6 protein-coding genes are annotated in these 7,815 nt (G+C 30.1%); 1 reads left to right on the plus strand and 5 read right to left on the minus strand.

What is annotated here, in order from left to right; translation table 11 throughout:
• Window positions 1-486: FAD-dependent oxidoreductase (locus ACI3VO_RS12480; RefSeq protein WP_439758230.1), on the plus strand; the 486-nt coding region annotated here is incomplete at its 5' end.
• A 167-nt stretch (window positions 487-653) separates the two neighbouring features.
• Here the strand turns inward: ACI3VO_RS12480 and aroE (ACI3VO_RS12485) are convergent.
• The 5 genes from aroE (ACI3VO_RS12485) to ACI3VO_RS12505 all read right to left on the minus strand — a co-directional run bounded on the left by aroE (ACI3VO_RS12485) (window position 654) and on the right by ACI3VO_RS12505 (window position 7,451).
• Entirely contained in the window at window positions 654-1,520 is an 867-nt protein-coding gene (aroE, locus tag ACI3VO_RS12485) for a shikimate dehydrogenase (protein ID WP_439758231.1), read from the minus strand.
• 610 nt (window positions 1,521-2,130) lie between these two features.
• Window positions 2,131-3,363 (minus strand): MFS transporter, encoded by a 1,233-nt coding sequence (locus ACI3VO_RS12490; protein WP_439758232.1) that lies wholly within the window; start codon window positions 3,361-3,363, stop codon window positions 2,131-2,133.
• A 205-nt stretch (window positions 3,364-3,568) separates the two neighbouring features.
• A complete protein-coding gene (gene aroE, locus ACI3VO_RS12495) occupies window positions 3,569-4,438 on the minus strand; it encodes a shikimate dehydrogenase (protein ID WP_439758233.1) in 870 nt (289 codons plus the stop codon).
• A 134-nt stretch (window positions 4,439-4,572) separates the two neighbouring features.
• On the minus strand, window positions 4,573-6,498 hold the full coding sequence (locus ACI3VO_RS12500) for an FAD-dependent oxidoreductase (protein WP_439758234.1): 1,926 nt from the start codon (window positions 6,496-6,498) through the stop codon (window positions 4,573-4,575).
• A 113-nt stretch (window positions 6,499-6,611) separates the two neighbouring features.
• Window positions 6,612-7,451, minus strand: a complete 840-nt coding sequence (locus ACI3VO_RS12505; protein ID WP_439758235.1) for a sugar phosphate isomerase/epimerase family protein — start codon at window positions 7,449-7,451, stop codon at window positions 6,612-6,614.
• Window positions 7,452-7,815: the final 364 nt, after the last annotated feature.

The raw sequence follows: 7,815 nt of genomic DNA on the forward strand, positions 1-7,815 counted from the left end.
GAAAATTATCCAGAAGATTTAACTGGTAAAAAAGTTGTTATCATCGGTGGTGGAGCAGTTGGTCTTGATGTAGCAGAATTCTTCGCTCCAAGAAATGCTGAATGCTCTATAGTTGAAATGGCTCCAATCATAGGAAATGGAATAGATCCAGTATCAAAAGTTGGTACTTTTGACTTATTAAACAAACATGGAGTAAAACAACTTACTAGCACTCGTTTACTTGAAGTAAAAGAAAATGCATTCTTAGTTGAACATCCAGATGGAAGATTAGAAGATTTAGAATTCGACTATGGATTTGTATGCTTAGGAATGAGATCTAACAACCCTATACTAGAAACTTTAAAAGAAGAATATTCTAATACAGATGTAGAAGTAATCTCTATAGGAGATAGTGTTAGAGCTAGACGTATAATAGAAGGTATCGAAGAAGGTAGAAATATCATAAATACTTTAACTAAACACGATTACCTTGATATCTATGTTTAAAATATTCTAAATAAGTTATTTTCCCCAATTTAATTTAAATTAGAATATTAATAATATATTTATAGGCTGCTTAAATACATCCCTTAAAATAAGCAGCCTATTTCTCAAAACTATTTTAAATAATATTTATATAATTTGAATTCCTTATTTTTTAATAGGGAATTTTTTTATTTATTTTCCTTTTGTTCTTCTAAGAATATTTTTAATATATTTTGAGTATCCTCTAATGTAGGTGTAACACCTGTCCATATACTAAAAGAATGAACTCCTTGATTTATAAGCATTTGTATACCGTAAGCTATTTTTAAATCATGCTTAAGACCCCACTTGATAAGAGCTGTTTCGTGAGGCTTGTAAACAGCATCTGCTATTATCATATTTTTAGGTGGTACTAGAGATGTATCTATAGGTGATTCATCAGTCCCCATTCCGATTGGTGTAGTGTTTATTAAAATATCTACATCATCTATATCCTCTTGAGTTATAACTTTAGATGTTGCAATTGCCTTTGTATCAAAGCGCTCATTTATTGTGTCTACTATTGATTGAGCTTTTTCGATACTTCTATTTACTATTTCTATTGAAGCTGCATTTTCTATAGCAAGCTGTATTGCAATACTTCTACATGCTCCACCTGCACCTATTATTAGTACCTTCTTTCCATCCATTGTCTCACCACTTGCATCCTTAAGTGATTTAGTAAGCCCTGTTCCATCTGTATTGTATCCGTATAGCTTTCCATCTACATTTTTGATAGTATTTACTGCTCCAAATAACTTCGCCTTTTCATCTATTTCATCTAGGTATTTCATGACCTCTATCTTGTGAGGTATTGTAACATTAGTACCCATTATACCTAAATGTCTTATTCCATTTATAGCCTCACCTACATGATCAGGATCTACGTCATAGCTTACATAGACTGCATCAATACCATATTTTTCAAATAAATAATTGTGTATCTTAGGTGAAAAGCTTTGACTAACTGGATGACCTATAACACTGTAAACCTTTGTTTTTGAACTTATATTCATATTATCCTCCTACAACTCCCTTAATATTTAAAAAAGGAGAACTCCCACGAGTTCTCCTTCTATAAATAAAAATTATTTACCTAAATTTTAAAATTTTATATTAAATGTAGGTCAATTTAGAACTCATCAGAAAAGATTTATTTTTTATATTATTGCAATAAAAATAGCCAGCGCTAAAATAAAAGCCCCAGAACATAAAATAGAAATAGCTATATAATTTGCTGCTTAGATCTTTTCTAATCATTTCATTACCTCCATTTAAATATTAATAAATATATATTCTCCTAATTCAATTTAGAAAATACATTTTATTTATTTATATTAAATTTTATCTAATTTAAATAAATTGTCAATCTAGATTTTTTTTATTTAAGCAAAATTCGTTATTTTCTGAGTATTTTAAATTTAAAATTTACTGTTTATACTTTATTTTTTATAATTTATTTCTAATTATTTCTAAAAACAATATACTTTAATTTACAAATACTATCAATTTCCATAATTTATTAAAGAATTTTAATTTATCCGATATTTTTCTAAAAAAATAGACCTTAAAACTTAAATTAATAAGTCTCAAAGTCTATTTTATATTTATGTGTTTTTAAGCAAATTAAGCTGCCTTTTCATTTTTTTCCATTTTATCACTTTCTACATTTACATAGATAGCAAGTAATACACCTATTACTGTAACTACTACGTTAAGTAAAACAACGTTTGTTGGTCCGTTAGTAGCTCCACCAACTTTAGTTAAGTAAGATGCAACATTTAATATAGTGTAGTTTGCAACACTTGATGCGATCATAACTATTGAAGTTATCTTACCTTTATCTTTAGGGAACATTTCATTTGCAGTTGATACACAAAGTTGAAGTACTCCACCTGCTGCTGCATAACCTAATACAAATCCACCAACTAAACATATAGAAGGTATTCTTATAAAGTATATAGCTATAAGCATTGCTGCTGATATTGCTGGATATATTATAAGTATTCTAGCTGCTTTTAATCCTTTTTTGATTAATAGTGATGAAACTAGTATTGCACATACTGTTCCTAATGCGTAGAATGATTGTATTTTACTTGGATCAGCAAGTCCATATAATCTACCTAATTCTTGGTTACAGTTTAACCATATCATGAAAGTTGAAGAAGAAGTAAATCCTATGCATATTAAAGCTATACTTGCTGGAGTAAATTTCATTTTTTCTTTTTTAACTTCTTGTTTACCTTCATCATCTGCTGTAGCATTTGCTTTAGGGAATGGTAATATTGCTATTAATACACCATCTATTGCTATTGCTGCTGCTGCAATTAAGAATATTGTTCTAAATGGTAGCATGCTTGTAGCTACAAATCCTATACCAAATGGTAATAAGAATTGTGCTATAGACATTGAGAATTTAGTAAACATATTGGCTATAGATCCATTTTCTGGGAATATTTCCATACATGATGGTGATACACAAGTATCTAAGAATGAGTTAGCTATACCACCTACTATAGCAAACATATAACCTACTGCCATACTTGGAGCAAATACTATTCCTCCTAAGTATAAAGCATAACAAATAACACCTATAATACCACTAACTCTTCTTCCGAATTTATCAGATATTGGACCTGAGAATGGAAGAGATATTAAACGTCCAAGTCCAAGTGCTGCGATTACAGAAACTACCATACTTACATCAAAAGTTCCGTCTTCTAGTAATTTTGCTCCCCACATTGATGCAAAATCTTGTTTATATTGTCCTAATATAGAAGCTCCTATACCATGTATAAAGTACGTAAAGTATAAGGCTGCAGCTGTAGGATAGTATTTTTTATAATTAATTTTTTCCATTATAGCATCCTCCTATTTTTAACTTAAATATTTATAATATCGTATATTAAAATTTCTTTTTATTTGTTAAATTCTTAACTTCAAAAGGTACAAAGATTTTGTGTTAATAGTGAAATAAAATCACTATTAACACCTTTCATATTATTCGTAAATATATATTTACTAATTCAATATCAGAAAATCTTTATTATAATTTCCGTTAATTTTATAAATCAGAATAATATTTAGCTTTTACTTGTTCAACTGGCATTTCTTGTCCCATGAATAATTTGAATGCTTCTACTCCTTGGTATAATAACATTCCTTTTCCACCGATAGCTTTGCATCCAGCTGCTTCTGCATCTAATATCATTTTAGTTTTGATTGGATTGTAAACAACGTCTGTTACTACTAGATCTTTTCTAAATACGCTTGTATCTTTTATGTTTGTTTCTCCATCATAAGGTTTCATACCTATTAATGTAGCATTAGTTAATATATCACTTGTAGCTATTTCAGCGTATAATTTTTCAGTATCATCTATGTCGTATAAGTTTACTATACAATCTGGAACTTCTTTTTTGATAGATTCAACAGTTTTTTGAGCTTTTTCAAAGAAAGAGTCTTTTTTGTTGAATATAGATATTTCTCTAGCTCCATCAAGTGCTGCTTGAACTTGTATAGCAGTTGCAGCTCCACCTGCACCCATTATAGTCATTTTTTTGCCTTTTATATCTACACCATTTTCTCTTAAGTTTCTTACATAACCTTTACCATCTGTAATGTCACCTATTAATTTTCCGTTGTCGTTTATTATTGTGTTGCAAGCACCTATTATACGAGAAGCTGGAGATAATTCATCCATATATTTAGCTACTTCACCTTTACAAGGCATTGTAACATTTCCACCTTTCATATTGAAAGTTCTAAAAGCATTTACTGCATCTTCTGTTTTTTCTACAGGTACATCAAAAGCTAAATATTTATAATCTAAATCTAATATTTCAAAGCTGTAGTTGTACATTGCAGGAGATCCTGAATGACCTACTGGTGTTCCTATTAATCCTAATAATCCTGTTCTTCCTGATATTTCCATTTTATTATTCCTCCGAATTTATTTCGTTTAAATTTATTTGTGTATACTGGTATAGAATGTCACAAAATCAACTTTTGCAACATTCAACCAATATACAGTTAAAAACTATATTTTAAGTGTAATTATTTAACAAACTATATACTTAAAGCTACATCTAATGCTTCTGCTGTTGCATTTAAAGCTCTTCTAGCTCTAACTGCATCACCTATAACATAAGTTTCTTTTACTATTCCTTTTATTGATTCACTTATTGGATCGTAATTTCTAGATCCCATTGCAAGTACAACTGAGTCAAATCCTCTAATTTCATTTACAGAACCATCAGCTAATTCGTATTTAACTCCATCTTCATAGAACTCAGCTACTTTTGCTCCAGTTATGCTAACTACATGGTGTTTATCAAATGCTTCCATGATGAATTTTCTATGTTCTTTACCTACATCACCAGCTATTTTATCTTTGAATTCTATTATTGATACTTCATGTTCTTGTTCTGCTAGGAATTCTGCAGTTTCTGCACCAACCATTCCTCCACCTACAACTAGAACCTTTGTACCGCAAGCTTTTTTACCATCTAATAAATCAATAGCATTTATTACACCTACATCATTTATACCTGGTATTGGTAATATTAATGGAGTTGCTCCTGTAGCAACTATTGCTACATCTGGGTTCATTTCTTTTACAAATTCTTCAGTTGCTTCTGTATTTAATAATACTTTTACTCCTACTTCATTACATTTAGCTACAAAACTGCGAACTAAATTAGTTAAATCACCTTTTCCTGGTGGGTATGCAGCAAGTCTGATTTGTCCACCTAAAGTATTTGATTTTTCTACTAATGTTACCTTATGACCTCTTAGAGCACTTACCCAAGCAGCTTCCATACCGCCTACTCCACCACCTATAACTAATACGTTTTTAGGTTCTTTAGCCATAGTTAATTCACCTTCACGTCCTAATAGTGGGTTTGCTAAACAAGTTATTGGGTTACCTTGGAACATGTTTGGAACACAACCTTGTAGACATGCTATACATGGTGTCATAAGTTCTAATTTACCATCTCTAGCTTTGTTTGGAGTTTCTGGATCTGCTAAGCTTTGACGTCCAAATGCTACTAAGTCAGCTCTTCCTTGTCTTACCATTATTTCAGCATATTGTGGTTCAGTGAAACGACCAACAGTTATTACTGGTACGTTTACAACTTCTTTTATACTTGCTACTAAATCAGAAGAGAATCCTCCATGTATTGTAGTAGGAGCCCACATACATTCATCGTGTAAGTGAGTAGCACGAGATACATGTAGAGCATCTACTTTACATTCTTCTTCTAAGTAAACTGCTACTGCTGTACTGTCTTGTACAGTAAGACCACCTAAAACATCGTCTTGTGCATTTATTCTAGCTAAGATAGCTATTTTTCCTTCTGTTTTCTTTCTTATATTTTCTATTATTAAACGAGGTAATCTCATTCTATTTTCAAAACATCCACCAAATTCATCTACTCTTTTATTAGTTCTTGGTGATATAAATGTACTTACTAAATATCCATGAGCACAGTGAACTTCAACTGCATCTATTCCTGCTTTCATAGCTCTTACAGCTGCATCTCCATAAGCTTCGATTATGTCGTATATTTCTTCTGTAGTTAATACTACTGGAGTTGGATGACCATCTTTTGCTGGAATTGGTGAAGCTGCTACTATTGGATATCCAGCTATTTCTTGATTTACATCTGGACCTGCATGTTGAAGTTGTACAGAAACCTTTGCACCTTCAGCATGACAAGCATCTACTACATTTTTGAAGCTATCTATTACACTGTCATCGAATAGACAAGGTTTTCTTGGACCACCTTTTGATTTGTAGTATACAACAGATGATTCTATAGTTATAAGACCGAACCCACCTTTTGCTCTTGCAGCATAGTAGTTTTTAGATCTTTCACTTAAGCTTCCGTCTGTATTTGCAAAGTTATTTCCCATTGGTGGAACAACAAATCTGTTAGGTACATTCATAGGACCTATTTGTATTGGTTTAAACATATTTTCAAAACTCATAATTAATACCTCTTCTCTTTTAAGTTAAATTTAATTTGTAAGATTTTTATTCCTAGTATTTTATATTTTTCTGTTATTTTATCTATTTATCATTGTGCATTTTAATTTTTATATTAAGCTAAAACTTCTGGCCAAGCTTCTTTTAATACTTTTACTGCATTATCATATGTATATTTAGCTGCAAAATCTACACCTTTTTCTACATATTCATCACATATAACTTCTACACCTACTGCATTTGGTTTTACACCTTTCTTTTGTAGCATCTTACAGAATCCAACTGTATCTCCATATCCACAACCTGGTGCAACACGATCATGCATTGATTCGTCTCTTAATACTTCTTTTGCATATGGTCTAGCTTGAACATCGTTTATTTGAACTGATACTATTTTATCTGCTGGTATCATATCTATTACTTTTTCATAAGGTTGATTAGCTCTTACCCAGTGCCAAGTATCTAATATTATTTTAGCGTTATCGCAACCAGATGCTTCTACAACCTTCCATCCTTTTTCTAAATCAGGTATACCACTATATGGCATTGGTTCAACACCTATTATTATATCTCCAGCTCTTTGGCATAATTCTTTTAATTTTTGAGCTGTATGTTCTATTGAATAGTTTTCCATTAAACCGCAGTTTATTTGTTTAACATCAAATAATTCGCACATTTTGAAACAGATTTGTTCTTTCATTTGTTGTTCTAAACTTCTTTCATCATCTGCCCATAAAGTTATATATTCTACTTCTGTTACCTTCATGTCATGTTTTTTTAAGATATTTAAAATATCTTCATCGTGTAATCCTTCTTGTAATGCTGCTATGTAGTTTTCTGCTCTTAAACCTATTCCTTCATATCCAGCATTTTTAGCTGCAATTACTCTTTCTTCAAAAGTTATTTTTGTTCCTAATGTATAAGAACTAACTGTCAATGGATATTGTTTTGACATATTCTTAATCCCCCTTGTTATTATTGTTAATAGTTTATCTTTTTATTTTGCTTTTTTCTTTGATTTATCTTATGTTTAAATATTATCATAGTATTTTTTCTGTGACTAATTGATAATAATCTATCAATCCATTGATTTTATATATAATTTTTAGTATATTAGTTTTATAATATCTATAATTTAAATAAATAACTATAAAGAACTATTTATTTAAAACTTTAAAGTACAAGTTTTATAACTTTCTATAAATCATATATACTATTTTTATATATAATAATTTTTCTTTATAGTTTTACAAGTTTAAAAAGTATTATTTAGAGTTATATATAAAATTGCAACATAATAAATAGTATTCTATAATAAG

It is taken from the genome of Intestinibacter sp., from assembly GCF_051866655.1.
Lineage (GTDB): Bacteria > Bacillota > Clostridia > Peptostreptococcales > Peptostreptococcaceae > Intestinibacter.